The organism is Enterobacter sp. Ap-1006, assembly GCF_011752835.1.
Lineage (GTDB): Bacteria > Pseudomonadota > Gammaproteobacteria > Enterobacterales > Enterobacteriaceae > Cedecea.
Map to the genome: position 1 here is coordinate 202,359 of NZ_VWWU01000001.1, position 19,274 is coordinate 221,632.

Annotated in this window: 16 protein-coding genes; 6 read left to right on the forward strand and 10 right to left on the reverse strand. The window is 57.3% G+C overall.

Features of this window, described 5'->3' with window-relative positions:
* Nucleotides 1–60 precede the first annotated feature (60 nt).
* Together ybaL and F3J28_RS00955 are read right to left on the reverse strand one after the other, a co-directional pair.
* The gene (ybaL, locus tag F3J28_RS00950) at nucleotides 61–1,737 is read right to left on the reverse strand and encodes a YbaL family putative K(+) efflux transporter (protein ID WP_008460247.1); all 1,677 of its coding nucleotides are present in this window, start codon (nucleotides 1,735–1,737) and stop codon (nucleotides 61–63) included.
* A gap of 217 nt (nucleotides 1,738–1,954) precedes the next feature.
* The gene (locus F3J28_RS00955) at nucleotides 1,955–3,172 is read right to left on the reverse strand and encodes an MFS transporter (protein ID WP_008460246.1); all 1,218 of its coding nucleotides are present in this window, start codon (nucleotides 3,170–3,172) and stop codon (nucleotides 1,955–1,957) included.
* A 188-nt stretch (nucleotides 3,173–3,360) separates the two neighbouring features.
* Here F3J28_RS00955 and ushA point away from each other — a divergent pair, with 188 nt between their 5' ends.
* Nucleotides 3,361–5,013: a bifunctional UDP-sugar hydrolase/5'-nucleotidase UshA gene (gene ushA, locus F3J28_RS00960; RefSeq protein ID WP_166871867.1), complete on the forward strand. Its 1,653-nt coding sequence runs from the start codon at nucleotides 3,361–3,363 to the stop codon at nucleotides 5,011–5,013.
* 3 nt (nucleotides 5,014–5,016) lie between these two features.
* On the opposite strand, the gene ybaK is transcribed toward ushA, so the two are convergent.
* The 3 genes from ybaK to copA form a co-directional block, all read right to left on the reverse strand.
* Entirely contained in the window at nucleotides 5,017–5,496 is a 480-nt protein-coding gene (gene ybaK, locus F3J28_RS00965; RefSeq protein ID WP_008460244.1) for a Cys-tRNA(Pro)/Cys-tRNA(Cys) deacylase YbaK, read from the reverse strand.
* 208 nt (nucleotides 5,497–5,704) lie between these two features.
* On the reverse strand, nucleotides 5,705–6,505 hold the full coding sequence (locus F3J28_RS00970; protein WP_166871870.1) for a TraB/GumN family protein: 801 nt from the start codon (nucleotides 6,503–6,505) through the stop codon (nucleotides 5,705–5,707).
* Nucleotides 6,506–6,609: 104 nt separating this feature from the next.
* Nucleotides 6,610–9,114 carry a copper-exporting P-type ATPase CopA gene (gene copA, locus F3J28_RS00975; RefSeq protein WP_166871872.1) on the reverse strand — a complete coding sequence of 835 codons (2,505 nt, stop codon included), beginning with the start codon at nucleotides 9,112–9,114 and terminating at the stop codon, nucleotides 6,610–6,612.
* A gap of 107 nt (nucleotides 9,115–9,221) precedes the next feature.
* On the opposite strand from copA, the gene cueR reads away from it, so the two are divergent.
* Nucleotides 9,222–9,632, forward strand: coding sequence for a Cu(I)-responsive transcriptional regulator (gene cueR / locus F3J28_RS00980; RefSeq protein ID WP_008460239.1), 411 nt, complete (start codon nucleotides 9,222–9,224; stop codon nucleotides 9,630–9,632).
* On the opposite strand, the gene F3J28_RS00985 is transcribed toward cueR, so the two are convergent.
* A complete protein-coding gene (locus tag F3J28_RS00985) occupies nucleotides 9,629–10,075 on the reverse strand; it encodes an NfeD family protein (RefSeq protein ID WP_166871876.1) in 447 nt (148 codons plus the stop codon). The two genes, cueR and F3J28_RS00985, sit on opposite strands and share 4 nt — an antisense overlap.
* Entirely contained in the window at nucleotides 10,072–10,986 is a 915-nt protein-coding gene (locus F3J28_RS00990; protein WP_008460237.1) for an SPFH domain-containing protein, read from the reverse strand. Before F3J28_RS00990 ends, F3J28_RS00985 begins: the two co-directional genes overlap by 4 nt.
* Nucleotides 10,987–11,227: 241 nt before the next feature.
* Here F3J28_RS00990 and cfa point away from each other — a divergent pair, with 241 nt between their 5' ends.
* The gene (cfa, locus tag F3J28_RS00995; RefSeq protein WP_166871879.1) at nucleotides 11,228–12,379 is read left to right on the forward strand and encodes a cyclopropane fatty acyl phospholipid synthase; all 1,152 of its coding nucleotides are present in this window, start codon (nucleotides 11,228–11,230) and stop codon (nucleotides 12,377–12,379) included.
* 40 nt (nucleotides 12,380–12,419) lie between these two features.
* On the opposite strand, the gene F3J28_RS01000 is transcribed toward cfa, so the two are convergent.
* The 3 genes from F3J28_RS01000 to tesA form a co-directional block, all read right to left on the reverse strand.
* Nucleotides 12,420–13,274 carry a co-chaperone YbbN gene (locus F3J28_RS01000; RefSeq protein ID WP_166871882.1) on the reverse strand — a complete coding sequence of 285 codons (855 nt, stop codon included), beginning with the start codon at nucleotides 13,272–13,274 and terminating at the stop codon, nucleotides 12,420–12,422.
* Nucleotides 13,275–13,333: 59 nt separating this feature from the next.
* A complete protein-coding gene (locus tag F3J28_RS01005; RefSeq protein WP_166871885.1) occupies nucleotides 13,334–14,104 on the reverse strand; it encodes an SDR family oxidoreductase in 771 nt (256 codons plus the stop codon).
* A 77-nt stretch (nucleotides 14,105–14,181) separates the two neighbouring features.
* Nucleotides 14,182–14,802, reverse strand: coding sequence for a multifunctional acyl-CoA thioesterase I/protease I/lysophospholipase L1 (gene tesA, locus F3J28_RS01010; RefSeq protein WP_166874358.1), 621 nt, complete (start codon nucleotides 14,800–14,802; stop codon nucleotides 14,182–14,184).
* On the opposite strand from tesA, the gene ybbA reads away from it, so the two are divergent.
* The 3 genes from ybbA to F3J28_RS01025 all read left to right on the forward strand — a co-directional run bounded on the left by ybbA (nucleotide 14,773) and on the right by F3J28_RS01025 (nucleotide 19,243).
* Nucleotides 14,773–15,459 (forward strand): putative ABC transporter ATP-binding protein YbbA, encoded by a 687-nt coding sequence (ybbA, locus tag F3J28_RS01015; protein ID WP_008460230.1) that lies wholly within the window; start codon nucleotides 14,773–14,775, stop codon nucleotides 15,457–15,459. The genes tesA and ybbA overlap by 30 nt on opposite strands.
* Nucleotides 15,456–17,870, forward strand: a complete 2,415-nt coding sequence (ybbP, locus tag F3J28_RS01020) for a putative ABC transporter permease subunit YbbP (RefSeq protein WP_166871888.1) — start codon at nucleotides 15,456–15,458, stop codon at nucleotides 17,868–17,870. The genes ybbA and ybbP overlap by 4 nt, the downstream gene beginning before the upstream one ends.
* A 221-nt stretch (nucleotides 17,871–18,091) precedes the next feature.
* Complete coding sequence (locus F3J28_RS01025; RefSeq protein ID WP_166871890.1) at nucleotides 18,092–19,243, forward strand: porin; 1,152 nt, start codon at nucleotides 18,092–18,094, stop codon at nucleotides 19,241–19,243.
* Nucleotides 19,244–19,274 lie beyond the last annotated feature (31 nt).

A 19,274-nucleotide genomic window follows, 5' to 3' on the forward strand; every position in this document is an offset into this window, starting at 1 on the left:
GAGCCTGAAGGCTCAGCTTTTTTGCGCGTGGGCAGGTGTCAGACCTGCCCTAAAATAGAATTAACCCGTCACCGCTTCCTGTGTGACCGGCGGCACCAGCAGCCCAAGCATGGTATTGGCAATCTCTCTTTCTCCCATCACAACCTGATTAGCGCCACGCTCGGTGATGTAATCCACTTCGTCGTCGTAATGTGCGCGAGCGATGATTTCGATATCCGGGCATTTTGCTCTGGCCGTCGCGACGATTTCACCGGCTTCGTAGCCGTTAGGAATGGTCAACAGCAGCCAGCGGGCGCAGTCCAGATGGGCCAGACTCATGATCTCTTCGTTAGCAGCATTGCCCAGCACGGCGCGGATCCCGCGTTCGCGCAGCTCATCCACCCGGCTGCGGGAGGTTTCGATCACCACCAATGGCACACCTTCGGCAATAAGCTTCTCGCCAAGCAGGCTACCGACGCGGCCATACCCCACCAGCAGAGCGTGGTTGCAGATATCCACCGGGATTTGTTTTTCTTCTTCGATGGCTTCTTCCAGGGTTTGCTCGTCCAGCGTTTCGGTTTTCTCGAGGTAGCGCTCAAGCACGGCAAACAGAATTGGGTTCAGCATAATCGACAGAATTGCGCCAGCCAGCACCAAATTCTGCCCCGTTTGTGGCAACAGGTTCAGCGCCATGCCGAGGCCGGCCAGAATAAAGGCGAACTCACCGATCTGCGCGAGGCTGGTGGCGATGGTCAGCGCGGTCCGCTGGGAGTGACCAAACATGCGCACCAGCAGGAACGCCGCCAGGGATTTACCGAAGATGATGATGGCCAGCGTGCCCAGTACCGCCAGCGGTTCCTGAATCAGGATCAGCGGATCAAACAGCATGCCGACGGAAACAAAGAACAGCACCGCAAACGCATCGCGCAGCGGCAGGGTGTCGTGTGCCGCGCGGTGGCTTAGCTCTGACTCATTCAGCACCATACCGGCAAAGAAGGCACCCAGCGCAAAGGAGACATCAAACAATTCAACCGCGCCGAATGCGATGCCCAAGGCCAGCGCCAGCACGGAAAGGGTAAACAGCTCACGGGAACCTGTCGCTGCGCTGCGAGCCAGAATCCACGGCACAAGGCGGCGGCCTACCAGCATCATCAGGGCGATAAACGCCGCGACCTTCCCGATGGTGATAGCCATATCCAGGCTCAGGGAAACCAGCCCAACGTTGCCTTTTTCCATCATGCCGGCGACGGCTGGCAGCAGCACCAGAGTCAGCACCATCACCAGATCTTCGACAATCAGCCAGCCAATGGCTATTTGCCCTCGCTGAGTGTCAATTAGCTGCCTTTCTTCAAGCGCGCGCAGCAGCACGACGGTGCTTGCCGTCGATAAACAAAGCCCAAAGACGATACCGGTCATCACCGACCAGCCCATCAGCCAGGAAAGCGCCATGCCCAGCAGCGTCGCGACGCCTATTTGCGCGATGGCGCCGGGGATGGCGATGGCCTTTACCGCCATCAAATCCTTCAATGAAAAATGCAGCCCGACGCCGAACATCAGCAGAATCACGCCTAACTCCGCCAGCTCAGGGGCAAGTTTGGTATCAGCAACAAAACCAGGGGTAAAAGGCCCCGCCAGCACGCCAGCTAATAAATAGCCCACCAGCGGAGATATGCGCAGCTTGTTAGCCAGCATACCCAGTAAAAAAGCGAGCACGAGACCACCAACAATGGTGGTGATAAGCGGTGTGGCGTGATGCATTCCGTCTCCTTTGGTTGGCCGATGTTCCAAAACGTTCTGTTACACAGTTTATGACAAATTCTTTATCGGCGTTTATGAATAATTGTTGAATTTTGAATAAAAAGCGCATTTCGATAAAAAATAGGCTCTGAGTAGCATTTAACTCAGTTATCTGGGGCGATTGCCAGAAGGGTATGGAGACAGGATGCGGCCAAAGCAATACTTTGGCCGCTAAAATCTACGCTTTGTGGCGATTATCGGGCAGGAATATTGTCATAATGCCGAGTAACGGCAGGAAGGCACATATTTTGTAGACCAACTCGATGCTGGTGTGGTCAGCAATTAACCCGAGCACGGCTGCACCCAGGCCACCCATCCCAAAGGCAAATCCGAAAAATAGCCCGGAAACCATACCGATACGGCCAGGAAGTAGCTCCTGGGCATACACCAGGATGGCGGAGAACGCTGAGGCCAAAATAAAGCCAATGATCACCGTCAGGACGCCCGTCCAGTAAAGTGATGCGTAGGGTAAAACAAGGGTAAATGGCGCCACACCGAGGATAGAGCCCCAAATTACGTATTTTCTGCCAATCTTATCCCCCACGGGGCCACCAATCACCGTGCCTGCCGCGACGGCAAACAGGAAAGCGAACAGGTGAATCTGGGCGTTTTGTACGGATAATCCGAATTTTTGCATCAGGTAGAAAGTGAAGTAGCTGCTGATGCTCGCCATATAAAAGTATTTAGAGAAGATCAGCAGCAGCAAAATCGAGACCGCCAGAATCACTTTGTTGCGCGGCAGCGGGTTGACCACCGGCACGGCAGGGCGGCTTTTGGCGATTTTATGCTGAGCGGCGTACCAGCGGCTGATTTGCAGCAGAACCACGATAGCCAGCAGAGCGGCGAGCACGAACCACGCCACGTTACCTTTGCCGTAAGGCGCGATAATAATAGCCGCCAGCAATGGCCCGAGGGAGCTGCCGAAGTTACCGCCCACCTGGAACAGCGACTGCGCAAGCCCGTGACGGCCACCGGATGCCATACGCGCCACGCGTGAGGACTCAGGGTGGAAGACGGACGAACCGGTCCCCACCAGCGCGGCGGCGACCAGAACAGCCGGGAAGCTGCCCGCCAGCGCCAGCAGCACCAGGCCGCAAAGGGTAAAGCACATGCCGATCGGCAATGACCACGGCATCGGGTATTTGTCGGTGTAGTAGCCCACCAGCGGCTGTAGCAGCGATGAAGAGAGCTGGAAGGTCAGGGTAATCATCCCGATTTGCATAAAGCTTAGGGAGAATTCGGCCTGTAGCAGCGGGTAAATAGCCAGAATCAGCGACTGAATCATGTCGTTAAGCAGGTGGGAGAGGCTTATAGCGCCGAGGATCCCAAATGCGGTGCGCGCTTTTTTTTGCTCCGGGGGCGTACCCGGCTGGGTGAGGGTTTGAGAGCTTGCCATAATTACCTGTACGAACGGTTATTGTTTTTAGAGCGGGCGACGCAGGAAATCGCCCGGAAGAAATTCTTACCCTGCTAACATACTCGCGCGGGGGATTTGAAGAAAGTCGCATTTCGGAAAAGATAGCTGTCTATCCTGAAAGCTATCTGTTATTTCTGCGCAGTTACATTTTGACATGGAGATTTGCAATGCGGTTTGCTGCGAAAACAATAACCACGGCGCTGCTGGTGGCATTGAGTTTAACCAGCGCTTCAGCGCTGGCCTGGGAAAAAGACAAGACCTATAAAATTACCATTCTTCATACTAACGACCACCATGGTCACTTCTGGCGGAATGAGTATGGAGAATACGGGCTGGCAGCGCAAAAAACGCTGGTAGACAGCGTGCGTAAAGAAGTCGCGGCGGAAGGCGGCAGCGTGCTGCTGTTGTCCGGCGGGGATATCAACACCGGCGTGCCGGAATCAGACCTGCAGGATGCTGAACCGGATTTTCGCGGCATGAGCCTGATTGGCTATGACGCCATGGCCGTCGGCAACCACGAATTCGACAATCCGCTGTCCGTGCTGCGCCAGCAGGAAAAGTGGGCGAAGTTCCCGCTGCTGTCCGCCAACATTTATCAAAAAAGCACCGGTGAGCGCCTGTTTAAGCCCTACGCGATTTTTAAACCCCAGGGCATTAAAGTGGCGGTTATCGGCCTGACCACCGACGATACGGCTAAAATCGGCAACCCGGAATACTTCACCGACATCGAATTCCGCAAACCTGCAGAGGAAGCCAAACTGGTGATCCAGGAGCTGCAGGGCACCGAAAAACCGGACGTGATCATCGCCGCGACCCATATGGGCCACTACGATAACGGCAACCACGGCTCAAATGCGCCGGGCGATGTCGAAATGGCAAGAAGCCTGCCGGAAGGCGCGCTGACGATGATTGTGGGCGGTCACTCACAGGATCCGGTCTGCATGGCGCAGGAAAACCAGAAGCAGAAAGATTATGTGCCGGGCACACCTTGCGCGCCGGACAGGCAAAATGGCACCTGGATTGTGCAGGCGCATGAGTGGGGCAAATACGTCGGGCGGGCAGATTTTGAGTTCCGTAACGGCGAGATGAAGCTGGTGCACTATCAGCTGATCCCCATCAACCTGAAAAAGAAAATCACCTACGATAACGGGCAAAGTGAGCGCGTACTTTACACGCCAGAAATCGCCGAAAGCCAGCAGATGCTCTCCCTGCTGACGCCGTTCCAGAACAAAGGTCAGGCCGCGCTGAAGGTGAAAGTGGGCAGCGTGAACGGGCATCTGGAAGGGGATCGTAGCAAAGTGCGCTTTGTGCAGACTAACCTGGCGCGCGTATTGCTGGCGGCACAAATGGCGCGAACCAGCGCGGACTTTGCGGTGATGAGCGGCGGCGGCGTGCGAGATTCTATCGAAGCCGGTAACATTACCTATAAAGATGTGCTCAAGGTGCAACCGTTCGGCAACACCGTGGTTTATATCGACATGAACGGTAAAGATGTAGAGGAATACCTGACGGCGGTGGCGCAGAAAACGCCGGACTCCGGCGCTTACCCGCAGTTCTCTAACGTTAGCTTCACCTCAACCGGCGGCAAGCTAAGTAACCTGAAAATCAAAGACCAGCCGATTGATCCGGCCAAAACCTACCGCATGGCCACGCTGAGCTTCAACGGCACCGGCGGCGATGGTTACCCGGAAATCGATAAAAAGCCGGGCTACGTCAACACCGGATTTGTCGATGCGGAAGTCCTGAAGCAGTACATCGAACAGAACTCCCCGCTGGACGTAAATGCTTACCAACCTAAGGGCGAGGTAAGCTGGAACTAAGCGTTAATCGCGGCGGGCGATATCGGCGAAGCTGGCATCCAGCAGTTTCGCCAGATCGCTTGCCGCGAGTTCAATATCCAGCCCGCGCTTGCCGCCGGAAATGTAGATGCTGGCAAACTCCTGTGCCGGAGCATCAATCACCGTTGGCAGGCGTTTTTTCTGCCCCAGCGGGCTAATGCCGCCCACCAGATAACCGGTGATTCGCTGCGCGACCATCGGGTCCGCCATTTCAACCTTCTTCACGCCCAGCGCCTTAGCGACCTTTTTCAGATCAAGCTGCCCGGCAACCGGCGTCACCGCCACGGCGAGGTGTTTCATGTCGCCATTCAGCGCCACCAGCAGCGTTTTATAGACCTGGTCGGCATTTAGCCCCAGCTTACGGACCACTTCGTCACCAAAGTTGGTTTCCAGCGGATCGTGCTCATAGGCATGAATTTGAAAGCTGATTTTGTTCTTTTCGAGGAGTTTTACCGCGGGAGTCATGGTTTCCTTCTTTATTCGTTGTTTTGAAAACGCACAAAATAGTAATCATAGTGATATACTTGACGAGTAATATAGCGCTACATAATAGTGATGGCGTAAACCATCACATTAAGCGACAATTCAGCTTCGGTTGCTTCGGCAGCCGGGATAAACAGAATAATAAATGAAATTCCTCTTTGACGGGCCAATAGAAATATTGGCCATTTTTTTATCCTTTTTTCAGCATTTCTGGCAGGTTACCTTCGCCGTAAAGGTGCAACGCGCCGACCGCAACCACATAGCGCCCGGCGGGCAGCTGCTGCAGAAACGCCTGCCACTGGCGGTTTCGCTGATGCATCAACACGTCATACAGCGCATCGCCAAAGGTGTTCGGTAGCGCAATATTGCCCTGCTGCGGCGGTGTTTCCAGCCACCAGCCAATCATTATCTGCAGCAGCCGCGCGTTGGTGTGCCAGTGCTCCAGCGTGTCGTTCAGCAGCGGCAGCCCACCGTCAGGCAACCCCTTCAATAATTCTATCTGGCTTTGCGCGCCTTCAAGCTCGGTGACCGGCACGCCGTAGCGCTGTGCGGCTTCCAGAAGCTGATAGTCGATGCCGTAGTCAGGGCGAAGGCCAAGCCGCTGTGCCTGATGTGCCTGTAAAATCAGTGCCACCTGCCAGGCTGGCTGGTGCTCAATGCTGCTCAGTGAAATACCTAACTCGCTGCACAGGCTCAGCACCTGCTGGTAATCGTCTGGAGCCAGACGAGCCTCCAGTTCGATGTCCTCCACTATTTCGCTGAACGGCGAATCGCCAGAGCGGATATCTGCCTCGACGATCAGTGCATCTGCCGCGCGAAGTTTGTCCACCAGGCGTGAGGAAAGCGGAGCCATGTCCCGGGTACCCATATGAATGCTGCCCACGAGGTGCAAATAGCGCTTGCCGGGGAGCGTGATATCAAGGGCAGGCCAGGGATAACCAGAGGCTGTCAGGCTGGAAAGCAGTGCGCTAAGACGTTGGAACAAACCCATATCGCGATTCCCTGGCTAAAAAGCCATGCTAACGCCCTGGGCTGGAAGGGGAAAGGAAAAAGTCGGCCTTCCGCTCAAAAGGAGAAGGGAAGGCCGCAGAGAGGCTAGTCTTTCGGTTTAAAGCGCAGCAGGCGGTTGGCGTTGCTCACCACGGTGATGGAAGACAGCGCCATCGCGGCACCGGCAACCACCGGGTTGAGTAGCGTGCCGGTCAGCGGGTAGAGTACGCCCGCGGCAATCGGAATGCCAAGCGAGTTGTACACGAAGGCTCCCATCAGGTTTTGCTTCATGTTTCGCAGCGTGGCTTTGGAAATGGCCAGCGCATCGGCAACGCCCACCAGGCTGTGACGCATCAGCGTAATGGCGGCAGTTTCAATGGCTACGTCGCTACCGCCGCCCATCGCAATCCCTACCTCGGCCTGAGCCAGCGCCGGGGCATCGTTAATGCCGTCGCCGACCATCGCCACCTGGCGGCCCTGCTGCTGCAGCCGTTTGATAGCGTCAGCTTTGCCGTCCGGCAGCACGCCCGCAATCACTTCATCAATGCCGACTTCTTTGGCGATAGCGTTGGCGGTCACCGGGTTATCGCCGGTGAGCATGACCAGGCGGTAGCCGTTACGGTGCAGGCGCTGGAGCGCACTGACGCTGTCGCTGCGAAGCGGGTCGCGGATGGCTAACAGCGCCATGAGCTGACCATCTACGGCAAGCAGCACCGGGGTTGCGCCCAGGCGAGCCTGAGCATCAATGCTGTCGGCAAGCGGCTGAGTGCCCACGCCCTGCTCGTCGAGCAGCGCTTTGTTGCCCAGCAGCAGTTTATGACCGTCCACCTCACCGCTGACTCCCAGCCCGCGCAAAGTACGGAACGACGTCACTTCCGGCAGCGTTGAACTGCCTGCTTTTTCAATAATGGCGCGAGCAAGCGGGTGGCTTGAACCCTGCTCAAGCGCGGCTGCAAGGCGTATCGCTTGCACCTCGTCCACGCCGGCGCGGGTTTCCACGGCGACCACCTGCGGTTTGCCTTCGGTCAGCGTGCCCGTTTTGTCAAAGACCACGGTATCCAGCGTGCTGGCGCGCTGCAGGGCATCGGCATCACGAACCAGAACGCCAAACTCGGCGGCACGGCCCACGCCTGAAATAATCGACATCGGCGTGGCAAGGCCCAGGGCGCAAGGGCAGGCGATAATCAGCACCGTGGTGGCAATGACCAGGGTGTAAACAATTTGCGGTGCAGGGCCGAAGAAGTACCAGATGGCGGCACTGATCAGCGCGATAGCGACGACGACCGGCACAAATACGGCGGAAATTTTATCGGCAAGCTGGCCGATTTCCGGCTTGCTGCTCTGCGCCTGGCGAACCATGCGGATAATGCGCGACAGCGTGGTGTGGCTGCCGGTGGCGGTGGCGGTGAACAGCACGCTGCCGTCCTGCACTACGGTCCCGGCGTGAATCCCGTCGCCGTTTGATTTTTGCATCGGCACCGGTTCGCCGGTCAGCATCGCTTCGTCGAACCAGGCTTCGCCCTGGGTGATTTCCCCGTCAACCGGTACGCGGTCGCCGGTGGTCAGGCGCAGCGTCATTCCGGCGGTGACTTCCGCCAGCGGTAAAGTTTTCTCGCCTTCTTCCGTCACTACTCGCGCGGTCGGCGGCGTTAAGTCGAGCAGGCGTTCAAGTGCTTTAGAAGAGCGCTGACGGGCACGCTGTTCCAGCATATGGCCGAGGTTTATCAGGCCGATGATCATCGCGCTGGCCTCGTAGTAGAGGTGGCGGGCTTCCATCGGGAAGTGCTGTGGCCAGATATTCACGGTAATCGAATAGAGCCAGGCCGCGCCGGTGCCGAGGGCGACGAGCGTGTCCATGGTGGCCGCGCGGTTCATCAGGCTGCGCCAGGCGCTACGGTAAAAATGACCGCCGGCAAAGACCATCACCGCAAGGGTAATAATACCGATGGTCAGCCACAGGGAGCGGTTGCTCTCGGTGACCATCATGTTGTCGCCGATCATGCCCCAGACCATCACCGGGATCCCGACGGCAAGGGCGACAATCGCCTGCCAGCGGAAGCGCTTCATGGCGGCGTTCGCTGTTTCTTGCTGGCGCTCGCGGCGTTTCCGATCGTCTTCAATCGCTTCGGCACCGTAGCCGGCACTTTCCACGGCTTTGACCAGCGATTCTGCGGAGGCGGTGCCCATCACCAGCGCACTGCGCTCCGCAAGGTTAACCCGTGCCTGGCTGACGCCCGGTACATTTTGTAAGGCATTTTGCACCCGGGAGACGCAGCTGGCGCAGCTCATACCGCCGATCAGCAACTGCTGGCTGTCATCGTCGGTAGAGGCTGCCGGAAGCGAAGGGGCGACCGCTGTCAGTGCTTCCGACGGAGTTGATGACTCTGCCAGCGGTTCAGCCTTTGGGTGGCTGGCGACTTCTGCGCCGTATCCCGCTTGTTGGACAGTTTCCACTAACGCTTCCGGCGTGGCGCTGCCGGTAACGCGGGCGTGGGTTTGGGTGACTTCAGCCTGCTCAACGTCTGCACGCTGCTCGAGGCTCTCTTTGACGCGTTTAACACAATGGCCGCAGGTCAGGCCATCCAGATTCAGATCCACAATGTGTGACATCGCGAGACTCCTGTATGATGGTGAGGTGAAATATTGACCGAAAGGATGATTCGGTTAACTATGAAAGAGGTTAAACCTTCCATCAAGGGGAAGGTCAAGGAGCAAAAATGAATATTAGCGATGTGGCGAAAAAAACCGGGCTAACCAGCAAGGCGATTCGTTTTTACGAAGAGAAAGGGCTGGTCACGCCGCCGTTTCGCGCCGACAATGGCTACCGCAGCTATACGCAAAAGCATCTCGATGAGCTGACGCTGCTGCGCCAGGCCCGTCAGGTTGGGTTTAATCTGGAAGAGTGCAAAGAGCTGGTGAGCCTGTTTAACGATCCGGCCCGGCATAGCGCGGACGTAAAAGCCCGCACTTTGCAGAAAGTCGCGGATATCGAGCGGCACATTATTGAGCTGCAGAACATGCGCCAGCATTTGCTCACGCTGGCAGAGGCCTGCCCGGGTGATGACAGCGCCGATTGCCCGATCATCGACAATCTTTCCGGCTGCTGCCATCGCCACGAGATAAACTAAACCGCTTTAATTTTGAGCGTTATGCCTTCCACGGCCAGCACCACAACTTCACAGCCCGCCGGGAGATCTTCATCGGCGGTCACAGGCCAGCTGCTGTCGGCCACGCGAACATGTCCCCGGCCATTAACCAGTGCCGCTTCAAGACGGAAACGGCGGCCAACCAGTTGCTGCCCGCGCTGATTCAGCACTTCACCTGGAATTTGCTGCCTGCGGCTGGACAGCCAGCGCCACCAGAGAAAGGCGGCGACCAGCGTCAGCAGGGCAAAGCAGACGCCCTGCGTTTCCCAGCCAAGCGGCAGCAGCCAGACCAGCAGGCCGGTGATTACCGCCGCCACGCCGCTCCACAGCAGATAGCCGCTGGCGCCGAGCATCTCCGCCGCCAGCAGCAGTCCGCCAAGCGCAAGCCAGAAGACGTGTGGGTGCGCGAGAATGCTGTCGATCATTTTTTACGCTCGGTGCCGCTCTGGGCAATAAGTTCGCTGATTCCGGCGATGGAGCCCATCAGGCTGGAGGCATCCAGCGGCATCAGCACCACTTTGCTGTTATTGGCCGACCCGATTTGCTGCAGCGCGTCGGTGTATTTCTGGGCCACGAAGTAGTTCACCGCCTGAATATCCCCTTTGGCGATAGCTTCGGACACCATCTGCGTGGCGCGGGCTTCTGCTTCAGCGCTACGCTCGCGGGCCTCCGCCTCAAGGAAAGCAGACTGACGCTCACCCTCAGCTTTCAGGATCTTCGACTGCTTTTCACCTTCGGCTTTGACGATTTCCGCCTGGCGGATCCCTTCGGCCTCAAGAATATAGGCGCGCTTGGTACGTTCAGCTTTCATCTGGGCGTTCATCGCATCAATCAGCTCGGCCGGTGGGCGCACGTCACGGATTTCGATACGGGTGATTTTAATGCCCCACGGGTTGGTGGCTTCATCCACGATGTGCAGCAGGCGGGTGTTGATGTTGTCGCGCTGGGACAGCATCTCATCCAGCTCCATCGAGCCGAGCACGGTACGGATGTTGGTCATCGTCAGGTTGATGATCGCCAGCTCAAGGTTGCTGACTTCATAGGCGGCGCGCGGGGCATCAACCACCTGAATAAAGCACACGGCGTCAATGGCGACGTTGGCGTTGTCTTTGGAAATGACTTCCTGAGAAGGGATGTCGAGCACCTGTTCCATCATGTTGATTTTGCGGCCTACGCGATCCATAAACGGCACCACAAGATTCAGGCCTGGCATCAGGGTTTTGGTGTAGCGGCCAAAGCGTTCGACGGTCCACTGGAAGCCCTGGGGCACGATTTTTACCCCGGCAGCCACAATCACCAGCGCCACGAGAATTAATACGGGGATCACGATAAGCATTAAAAACCTCCTGTTTGTTTTGCATTCAGTCTAACCGCTTAACCTGAAACATTCAGCAACATCCCTATGTCCGATGAGAATTAATTGTCGCTTTTAATTTTATTATTCCAAAATGGAATGATTTTCATGGAGTAAGTTCATTTCACGCATTCTGTCGGCAGGCGTAGTATCGAATACTTCGGCGGTCCGCGCTATCAGGCGGGCGGTATTTGGCAAGAACGCTTATCCCGGTGAGGAAGCAATGGGAACAATAATAGCTGAGCAGCAGCAGGCGAATAACAGCCACTGGCGGAAAATTGTGGAAGAATTAATTTCACCTATGGCGATTGATATTGACGGCAACGGCCCGGCAGATATTCGGGTAAACAATCAAGACTTCTTCAAGCGAATATTACAGGAAGGTTCTCTCGGTCTGGGGGAAAGTTATATGGATGGCTGGTGGGACTGCGACCGGCTGGATATTTTATTTACCCATATTTTGCGCCACGGCCTGGACAGCAAAATGCCGAAGCATTTCTCCGACCTGCTGCGTATTGCCGGGGCCAGAGTCTTTAATTTGCAATCCCGTAAACGCGCCTGGATAGTCGGCAAAGAACATTACGATATTGGTAACGATCTGTTTGCCGCTATGCTCGATCCCTGGATGCAGTATTCCTGCGGCTACTGGAAAGAGGCGGGAAATCTGGCAGAGGCCCAGCGTAACAAGCTGCATATGATCTGCGAAAAACTGCAGCTCAAAGCGGGCATGAAGCTGCTGGATATCGGCTGCGGCTGGGGTGGGCTGGCGCAGTATGCCGCGCAGGAATATGGCGTCTCCGTCGTCGGTGTGACCATCTCGGCGGAACAGCAAAAAATGGCGCAGGATCGCTGCCGGGACCTGGACGTCGAGATCCTGCTGCAGGATTATCGCGACCTCAACAGCCAATTTGATCGCATTGTTTCCGTAGGCATGTTCGAGCACGTCGGGCCAAAAAACTACAATACCTATTTTGAAGTTGCAGCCCGCAATTTAAAACCTGATGGCCTGTTCCTGCTGCATACCATAGGGTCGAATGAAACGGATTTAAACGTCGATCCGTGGATCAACAAATACATCTTCCCTAACGGCTGTTTGCCCTCGGTGCGCCACATTGCCAGCGCCAGTGAAAAACATTTTATTATGGAGGACTGGCACAATATCGGGGCGGATTACGACAGAACGCTGATGGCCTGGTACGATAATTTCCTCCGCTGCTGGCCTAATATCTCGCGTAATTATGACGAGCGGTTTAAGCGGATGTTTAGTTATTATTTGAACGCCTGCGCGGGCGCATTTCGCGCGAGGAATATTCAGCTTTGGCAGGTGCTGCTGAGCCCCAATGGAGTGGACGGCGGGATCCGCGTTTACCGATAAACAAAAGGCCGGAATATCCGGCCTTTTTCGTTCTCACTGATTAATACATCAACGCATAAATCTGACGGCGGTATTTAGACGCCAGCGCGTCGCCGGTGCCCAGTGCGGCCAGAATCTCCATCATCATTTTGCGTGCCTGGCCGTCGGCGGCACCCAGGTCTTTTTTCAGGTGGGTATAAAGCAGCTCCAGTGCTTCTTCGTTCCGGCCAACCTGATGCAGCTGCAGCGCGAGCTGGCTGGCAAGCTGGGCGTTGTCCGGCTCGTTTTGCACCTGCTGCTGCAACTGTTGAATTTCCGGCGTGTCGGCGGCTTGTTTCAGTAGTTCAATCTGGGAAACCAGCGCCTGATAGCGGGTGTCCTGGTCCTGCAGAGGCACGGTTTTCAACACCGCTTCGGCGTCTTCGCTGCGGTTCAGGGCAATCTGCACTTCCGCCAGCAGCAGGCCAATTTCGCTGTTCTGACCGGACAGCTGCCACGCATCTTTCAGCAGCGGCAGGGCTTCGGCGTGCTTGCCTTCCTGCATCAGCTCTACGGCCTGCTGGGCTTTCAGCTCTTCTTCACGCGGCAGCACTTTGTCGAGCAGGGCGCGAATCGCTTCTTCCGGCTGCGGCCCCTGGAAACCGTCCACCGGCTGACCATTCTGGAACAGATAGACGGTAGGAATGGAGCGCAGGCCAAACTGAGAAGCCACCATCTGCTCGGCGTCGCAGTCAACTTTGGCGAGAATAAACTGGCCGTTGTATTGGGCCGCGAGCCTGTCCAGGATCGGCGTTAACTGCTCGCAATGCTGGCTGCGGGCAGACCAGAAATAAAACAGCACCGGCTTAGCCATAGACTGTTCCAGCGTCTGATGCAGGTTCGCTTCGGTAATGTTAATAATGTTTTCTGCGGACATGGGCGATTCTCTGTTAAGCATTTGTTTTTTTACATGGGGGCTGAGGCCGGGACTTCAACTCAGCGCCGTAAAATTTTGTCCATTGCGCACGCTGGCAGCAGGCGGCGGAGCACGGTAATCACGTGAGTGACCACGGTCACAGGATAGCGCAGCTTCGGCCTTGGGCTTTCAAAAGCATGGCGTACTTTCGCTACCACAGCCTCCGGGCCGAGGGTAAACCGTGCGGCAATCCCCGGATTCTCTACCGGTTTGTCGCTTTGGGTTTGATTGACGTTATCGGTAAAGCGGGTGCGGATCGGCCCCGGCTCAATCAGGCTGACTTTAATCCCGCTGTGGCGAAGCTCCATGCGCAGCGCGTCGGACCACGCTTCAAGTGCATATTTACTGGCGGCGTAGGCCCCACGACCCGGCGTGGAAATCAGCCCCATCACCGAGCTGGTCATCACGATGCGGCCTTCCTGATGAGGCTGCATGGCCGGCAGCAGCAGCATGGTGAGCTGGTGCGTGCCGAAGAAGTTGGTGGAAAATTGTTGCTCAAGCTGTTCGCGGGAAATGGCGTTCAGCGGGCCATACACGCCGTAGCCACCGTTATTAAACAGCCCGTACAGGCGGTTGCCGGTGATGGCAATCACTTCGGCAGCTGCGCGTTGGACGCTTTCCGCATCGTCAAGATCGAGCTCAATGCCGGTAAACCCAAGCTGATTCATGCGCTCTACATCGGCTGGTTTGCGGCAGGCGGCGAGAATGTTATAGCCAAGCTTCTGTAGCTCCTGCGCGCTGGCTAAGCCAATCCCGCTGGAGCAGCCTGTAATTAAAACGGATTTTTGCATAACTTTACCCGAAGGGCGCCCCGATTATTTATCAGTCGTGTTTAACTATCTCGTTGTATCCGACGCGGCTGTGCCGGTTATTTAGAGAGTAGCGGAGTCAGCCGCGTCGCCATCCAGTCGGCGATAAACGGCTGAGCATCCCGATTAGGGTGAATGCCGTCATCCTGCATCCATTGCGGTTTCAGATACACCTCCTCCATAAAGAACGGGAGCAGGGGAATATCAAACGCTTTGGCAAGCTGCGGATAAATAGCGCTAAACGCCTCATTATAGCGGCGTCCGTAGTTGGCGGGCAGGCGAATTTGCATCAGCATCGGCTGCGCACCGGCAGCCTTCACGTCGGTGATAACCTGGTTGAGGGTTTTTTCTACCTCCTGAGGCTGGAACCCACGCAGGCCGTCGTTGCCGCCAAGCTCCACTAAAACCCAGCGGGGCTGGTGCTGTTTTAACAGCGCCGGCAGGCGAGCCAGGCCCTGCGCCGCGGTATCGCCGCTGATGCTCGCATTCACGACTTTTGTACCCTGCGGCTGCCATTTGGCATCCAGCAGGGCGGGCCAGGCGCTGGTGGCCGCCATACGGTAACCGGCGCTCAGGCTATCGCCTAAAATCAATAGCGTGTCCGCCGCGGCGGCGCGGAAAGTCATCAAAGCCAGAAACAGGAAGGGCAAATGCCAGCGGAAAACATTGTTGAAGTTCATCATCTTAGTAAGTCCGTGGGTCAGGGTGAACACGAGCTTTCCATCCTTACCGGAGTTGAGCTGGTTGTCAAACCGGCCGAAACCATCGCCCTGATTGGCGAGTCAGGATCGGGCAAGTCCACGCTGCTGGCGATTCTGGCCGGGCTTGATGACGGCACGGACGGCGAGGTCCACCTTTGCGGGCAGCCGCTGCACAGCATGGATGAAGAGGCCCGGGCGGCGCTGCGCGCGAAGAACGTTGGCTTTGTGTTTCAGTCCTTTATGCTGGTGCCCACCCTTAATGCTCTGGAAAACGTGGAACTTCCCTCGCTGCTGCGCGGCGAAAACAGTTCGGCCAGCCGGGCGCAGGCTAAAGCGCTGCTGGAACAGCTGGGCTTAGGCAAACGCCTCGATCACCTGCCAGCTCAGCTATCTGGCGGGGAGCAGCAGCGCGTGGCGCTGGCTCGCGCGTTTAACGGCAAGCCGGGCGTGCTGTTTGCCGATGAGCCCACCGGCAACCTCGACAGGCAAACCGGCGATCGCATTGCCGACCTGTTGTTTTCCCTCAACCGTGATTTCGCCACCACGCTGATCCTCGTCACCCACGACGAACAGCTGGCGGCACGCTGCGACCGCCGCCTGCGGCTGCGCGAAGGCAAACTGTGGGAGGAAGCATGATAGCCCGCTGGTTCTGGCGTGAGTTGCGCTCTCCCTCGCTGCTGATTGTCTGGCTGGCGCTTAGTCTGGCGGTAGCCTGCGTGCTGGCGCTTGGCAGCATCAGCGACAGAATGGAAAAAGGGCTCAGCCAGCAAAGCCGCGAATACATGGCGGGCGACCGGACGTTGCGCAGCGCCCGCGCCGTACCGGACGAGTGGCTGACTCAGGCCCAAAGCGATGGCTTAAAGGTCGGCAAACAGCTGAGCTTCGCCACCATGACTTTTGCCGGGGACACGCCGCAGCTGGCCGATGTGAAAGCGGTCGACGGTGTGTACCCGATGTACGGCGAGCTGGAAACCGACCCGCCGGGCCTGAAGCCTGAGCCGGGCACCGCGCTGCTTGCGCCGCGCCTGCTGGCTTTGCTTAACCTGAAAGTGGGCGACAACATTGACGTGGGCGACGCCACGCTGCGTATTGTCGGGCTGGTGATTCAGGAACCGGACGCCGGATTTAACCCGTTCCAGATTGCGCCGCGCCTGATGATGAACCTGGCCGACGTCGAGAAAACCGGGGCGGTGCAGCCCGGCAGCCGTATTAGCTGGCGCTACAAGTTTGGTGGTAATCCCCAGCAGCTCCAGCAGTATGAAAACTACCTGCTGCCTAAGCTAAAGCCGGAGCAGCGCTGGATCGGCATGGAGCAGGACGAAGGCGCGCTGGGCAAATCCCTGGAGCGTTCGCAGCAGTTCCTGCTGCTTTCTGCGCTGCTGACGCTGCTGCTGGCCGTGGCGGCGATTGCCGTGGCGATGAGCCATTACTGCCGCAGCCGCTATGACCTGGTGGCGATCCTGAAAACGCTGGGCGCGGGCAGGGCGGCTCTCCGCAAGCTGATTATCGGCCAGTGGCTGATGGTGCTGCTGCTCTCGGCCATTGCCGGAGGTGCCGTTGGGCTGCTGTTCGAAGCCGCGCTGATGCAACTATTGAAGCCGGTGCTGCCTGCCGCGCTGCCGCCAGCGAGCCTGTGGCCGTGGGTGTGGGCTATTGGCGCGATGGTGACAATCTCCGTGCTGGTGGGGCTGCGCCCGTACCGGCTGCTATTGGCCACTCAGCCATTGCGCGTGCTGCGCCGTGACGCCGTAGCCAACGTCTGGCCGCTGAAAATTTATTTGCCGGTCATCAGCGTAGTGGTAGTGGCGCTGCTCGCGTTGTTAATGGGCGGCAGTTCGCTGCTTTGGGCGGTGCTGGCGGGCACGTTGGTGCTGGCGGCGCTGTGTGGCCTCGTCGGCTGGGGCGTCCTGAAGCTGCTGAAAAAGCTGACGCTGAAAAACCTGGCCCTGCGCCTGGCGGTTAACCGCCTGCTGCGCCAGCCGTGGGCGACGCTCAGCCAGCTGGCGGCGTTCTCGCTGTCGTTTATGCTACTGGCATTGCTGTTAGTGCTGCGGGGGGATTTGCTGGACAGATGGCAGCAGCAGCTGCCGCCGGAAAGCCCGAACTACTTCCTGGTGAACATTGCGCCGGAGCAGGTTCAGCCGGTGAAAACCTTCCTTGCCGACCATCAGGTGATCCCGGAGTCGTTCTATCCGATTGTGCGGGCGCGCATGACGGCGATTAACGGTCAGTCCACCGAGGGCAACCCGGATGAGGCGCTGAACCGCGAGCTGAATCTGACCTGGCAGAGCCAGAAGCCGGATCATAACCCTATCCTGGCGGGAAGCTGGCCGCCGAAGGCCGGGGAAGTGTCGATGGACGATGGCGTGGCGAAACGCCTGAACATTAAACTCGGCGACAGCGTGACCTTTATGGGCGATACCCGGGATTTTACCGCGAAGGTCACCAGCCTGCGCAAGGTGGACTGGGAAAGTCTGCGGCCAAACTTCTACTTTATCTTCCCGCCGGGCGCGCTGGACGGGCAGCCGCAGAGCTGGCTCACCAGCTTCCGCTGGGAGGGGAATAACGGCCTGCTGACCCAGCTTAACCGCGAGTTCCCGACCGTCAGCCTGCTGGATATCGGGGCTATCCTGAAACAAATCGGCCAGGTGCTGGAGCAGGTCAGCCGCGCGCTTGAGGTGATGGTGGTGCTGGTGACCGCCTGCGGTCTGCTGCTGCTGTTGGCCCAGGTACAGGTGGGTATGCGCCAGCGTCATCAGGAGCTGGTGGTTTACCGCACGCTGGGCGCGGGTAAAAAGCTGCTCAGAACCACGCTGTGGTGCGAGTTTGCCGTGCTGGGGCTGGTGTCCGGTCTGGTGGCGGCCATCGGCGCGGAAACGGCGCTGGGCGTACTGCAAACGCGAGTGTTCGACTTCCCGTGGGAGCCAGATTTGCGCCTGTGGATCGTGCTGCCGGTCACCGGGGCGGTATTGCTGTCGCTTTGCGGCGGCTGGCTGGGCGTTCGTTTGCTTAAAGGGAAGGCGCTGTTCCGCCAGTTTGTTGTCTGAGGAGGCCGGGCAGGGATGCCCTGCCTACCGCTATAAACTTTGTTATATTTCGCTATTTATTGCGTTAGAACATATTTTCTGCATTCATTGGTGTTTTTTTAATATCTATTAAGAAAAGACTGATGGATAACCGCACGAATTAATAAAAATCCCTCAGAAATCGGACTTAATAAGCGTTAATATGCCCCCGCTTATAATAAATATGGTTACTAGGGATCCACATGAAAGCAAATTTGCGCGCTTTACCATTACTGATTGGGGCCGGCCTGCTTGCAGGTATGGCATCTTTCGCTGCTAACGCAGAAATCACCGTCCTGAAGCAAGATCCGCAGGCCGGTAACCCGCTCAGCCGCCTCAATTTCACCGTGGGCGGCAGTATTCGTCCACAGTTTAATATGATGTCCGGCGACGGCGACAAAGGCTCTTACAAACGTAATGGCTTTGATGGCGGCACCCGTTTCCGCTTCGCGGCTGATTATTATCTGTTCGATGATATTAGCTGGATCAGCTATTACGAGCTGGGCGTGAATATTCCGGCGGTCTTCGAGTGGGACAACCACTATGCAGAAGGCGCGAACAATACTACTCGCCGTATGCTGTACACCGGTCTGAAAAGCAAAACCTGGGGTCAGCTGACCTACGGCCAGCAAAACAGCATCTACTATGATGTGGTTGGCGCTAAAACCGATATCTGGGACTACGACATGATCGGTCAGGCTCCAGGTAACGGCATGAACGGCGACTACGACGGTTCTTACCGTTCCCGCAACATGCTGAAGTACAAAAACACCTTCGGCGATGCGGACGTGTACGCTTCTTACCTGTTTGAAGATCACGACATCCGTGCCACCAACGGCATGCGCTACAAGCGTAAAGGCGGCGGCTCTCTGGGCGTGGATTACCACATCACCAAAGACCTGACCTGGGGTACCGCATGGAACTACACCCGTGCCGACATGCGTAACCCGACCGACGGCGACAGCAAGTCTTACAACCAGAACATCTACGGTACGGCGCTGAGCTGGAAACCGGACAACTGGACGTTCAGCTTCGGCGGCGGCTGGTACCAGAACTTCCTGACCACCAAGCTGAAAGACGTGAACAACTACTTCTCCGGCGACGCGTGGGGCATCGAGTACTTCGCGGGTTACACCATCCCGGTTGGCCAGTACGCGGTGAAATCCGTGCAGCCATATTTCATGGGTGACCGTCTGCAGTACGTGACCGGCCGCAGCTACCAGCGCATCGACAACGGTTTGGGCGTGAGCTTCAAGCTGGATTACGGCTTCCAGGTGGACTACGAGCACGTCTTCACCTCCAGCACCGACAACCTGGGCGACATGAACCTGGTTCGTCTGCGCTACGATTTCTAATCGTGCCTCTGGCGGGTGGCAGCCTTGCTGC

What these genes read in the sequence shown, in the direction of transcription:
- cueR (WP_008460239.1), top strand. Translation starts at nt 9,222, where the DNA reads ATGAATATTAGCGATGTGGCGAAAAAAACCGGGCTAACCAGCAAGGCG.
- F3J28_RS01000 (WP_166871882.1), bottom strand. Translation starts at nt 13,274, where the DNA reads ATGTCCGCAGAAAACATTATTAACATTACCGAAGCGAACCTGCATCAG.
- tesA (WP_166874358.1), bottom strand. Translation starts at nt 14,802, where the DNA reads ATGAACTTCAACAATGTTTTCCGCTGGCATTTGCCCTTCCTGTTTCTG.
- F3J28_RS01005 (WP_166871885.1), bottom strand. Translation starts at nt 14,104, where the DNA reads ATGCAAAAATCCGTTTTAATTACAGGCTGCTCCAGCGGGATTGGCTTA.
- ybaL (WP_008460247.1), bottom strand. Translation starts at nt 1,737, where the DNA reads ATGCATCACGCCACACCGCTTATCACCACCATTGTTGGTGGTCTCGTG.
- F3J28_RS00955 (WP_008460246.1), bottom strand. Translation starts at nt 3,172, where the DNA reads ATGGCAAGCTCTCAAACCCTCACCCAGCCGGGTACGCCCCCGGAGCAA.
- F3J28_RS00970 (WP_166871870.1), bottom strand. Translation starts at nt 6,505, where the DNA reads ATGGGTTTGTTCCAACGTCTTAGCGCACTGCTTTCCAGCCTGACAGCC.
- cfa (WP_166871879.1), top strand. Translation starts at nt 11,228, where the DNA reads ATGGGAACAATAATAGCTGAGCAGCAGCAGGCGAATAACAGCCACTGG.
- F3J28_RS01025 (WP_166871890.1), top strand. Translation starts at nt 18,092, where the DNA reads ATGAAAGCAAATTTGCGCGCTTTACCATTACTGATTGGGGCCGGCCTG.
- ushA (WP_166871867.1), top strand. Translation starts at nt 3,361, where the DNA reads ATGCGGTTTGCTGCGAAAACAATAACCACGGCGCTGCTGGTGGCATTG.
- ybaK (WP_008460244.1), bottom strand. Translation starts at nt 5,496, where the DNA reads ATGACTCCCGCGGTAAAACTCCTCGAAAAGAACAAAATCAGCTTTCAA.
- F3J28_RS00990 (WP_008460237.1), bottom strand. Translation starts at nt 10,986, where the DNA reads ATGCTTATCGTGATCCCCGTATTAATTCTCGTGGCGCTGGTGATTGTG.
- copA (WP_166871872.1), bottom strand. Translation starts at nt 9,114, where the DNA reads ATGTCACACATTGTGGATCTGAATCTGGATGGCCTGACCTGCGGCCAT.
- F3J28_RS00985 (WP_166871876.1), bottom strand. Translation starts at nt 10,075, where the DNA reads ATGATCGACAGCATTCTCGCGCACCCACACGTCTTCTGGCTTGCGCTT.
- ybbA (WP_008460230.1), top strand. Translation starts at nt 14,773, where the DNA reads ATGCCAGCGGAAAACATTGTTGAAGTTCATCATCTTAGTAAGTCCGTG.
- ybbP (WP_166871888.1), top strand. Translation starts at nt 15,456, where the DNA reads ATGATAGCCCGCTGGTTCTGGCGTGAGTTGCGCTCTCCCTCGCTGCTG.